At 63.3% G+C, this 1,600-nt stretch carries 1 protein-coding gene; it reads left to right on the top strand.

All coding sequences use genetic code 11. The annotated features are described in order from the left end of the window. Nucleotides 1-360: 360 nt before the first annotated feature. Nucleotides 361-1,600, top strand: a 1,240-nt coding sequence (locus tag HOC_RS20400; RefSeq protein ID WP_035542401.1) for a TolC family protein, incomplete at its 3' end; no start/stop codon positions are given.

Raw genomic sequence — 1,600 nt, 5'->3', positions numbered from 1 at the left:
TGTTGATTGGCCCTGCGTCGGCGGATGTACATGCGATGGCTCCTGATACCATTGCCTGCCAGGCGCTGGATGACCAACTTGCGGCATCCGGTACAGACCGCAAGGACGACGGGCAGTCTCGTCCTGATCACGATCACCACGCGCACACCTGCGGCAGTTGCCATTTCCATCTGGCCGGATCTTTCCCATCCAGATTCGTTTCCCCCTGGGGACTTCGGACAGTCGTTCTGCCCGAGGCGAACATGTTCGCGCCTCGCGCCGGACCCTTCGGACTCTACCGCCCTCCCCGTGTCTGACCTGACTCCCTAGCTGCGGCTCTGCCGTCGGCATCTTTCAGGTCATCACGAGGAAATTATATCAATGAACACATTGAAGCAGGGCGCATGTTGCGCCCTGATCGCAGCTGTCCTTGCGGGCACTGCGGTCGCAGCTCCGTGCAGCGGACCAAGGGTCACTGCCACCGCAATCCAGCCAGGCGAGCCTTTATCACTTGACGCCGTACTGGCAGAAGTCCGCAATGCGTCTCCGGAAGTGCGCAAGGCCGCATTGGAAACACGCGCTCGCGAGGCGGACGCAGATCAGGCCGGCCGCTGGCTCAATCCTATGATCGGATTGGAACTTGAAAACTTCTCAGGCTCCGGCCCCCTCGCCGGGTTTGATCAAACCGAGACAACGTTCTCGGTTGCCCAGACATTCCAGCTGGGCGGCAAGCGAACAAAACGTCAGCGCGCTGCGCGTGCCAGTGCCGCGCTCGCCACGGCAGAATGCAACGCCATCCTGCGCGAAACAGAATTGGAGGCGGTGACGCTCTTCTATGAACTGGACGCGGCCGCCCAGCTCGTCCGTCTCGCCGATCAATCGGCCGAACTGGCGGACACGCTCAGCGAAACCGTAGGCAAACGCGTGGATGCAGGCGCGGCCGCACCACCGGAACTTTCCCGGGCGAAAGCCGATGCTGCCGCGTTGCGCGCAGTGGCCGCACAGACACGCGGCGACATGGAAGCCCTTCGCTACGATCTCAGCGCATTGTGGGGAAGCGCCGATCCGGTCTTCGAGGCCCCTGTTCTGCCAATGACGGCGCCCACCCACCCCGGCGCAGCCAACCTGGCACAACACCCTGCTGTCAAAGTGGCCGAGGCCGGTATTGTCGCGCGGCAGGCGGAGCAGGATCTGGCGCGTGCTCAGGCGGCCCCTGATCTTACCCTAAGTGCGGGCATGCGGCAGTTTGAGCAAACGGGCGATACCGCATTCCTTATCGGCGTCAGCGTGCCTGTCCCCCTGTTTGACCGCAACCGTGACGCAACCCGCGCTGCTGGTTACAGAGTCGATGCCCGGCGCACCGACCGGGTGGCTGTGGAGGCAAGATTGCTTGCCAGCCAACGCGCCTCGGTCTCTCAGGTCCGCGCGGCCCAGGAACGCCTGGCGCTCCTTGAGAACGATGCCCTGCCCTCAGCCAGGGCGGCCTATGAAGCATCCGTCCAGGGCTATGCCGCGGGCAAGTTCGATCTCACCTCAACCCTCGATGCCCGCAAAGGCCTGATCGAAGCCGGCGTAGCCGTAATCGATGCGGCCCGCGCCCTGAATACAGAAAACATGCGCT

Source organism: Hyphomonas oceanitis SCH89 (assembly GCF_000685295.1).
Classification (GTDB): Bacteria; Pseudomonadota; Alphaproteobacteria; order Caulobacterales; family Hyphomonadaceae; genus Hyphomonas; species Hyphomonas oceanitis.
This window is presented reverse-complemented; position numbering and strand designations above follow the sequence as displayed.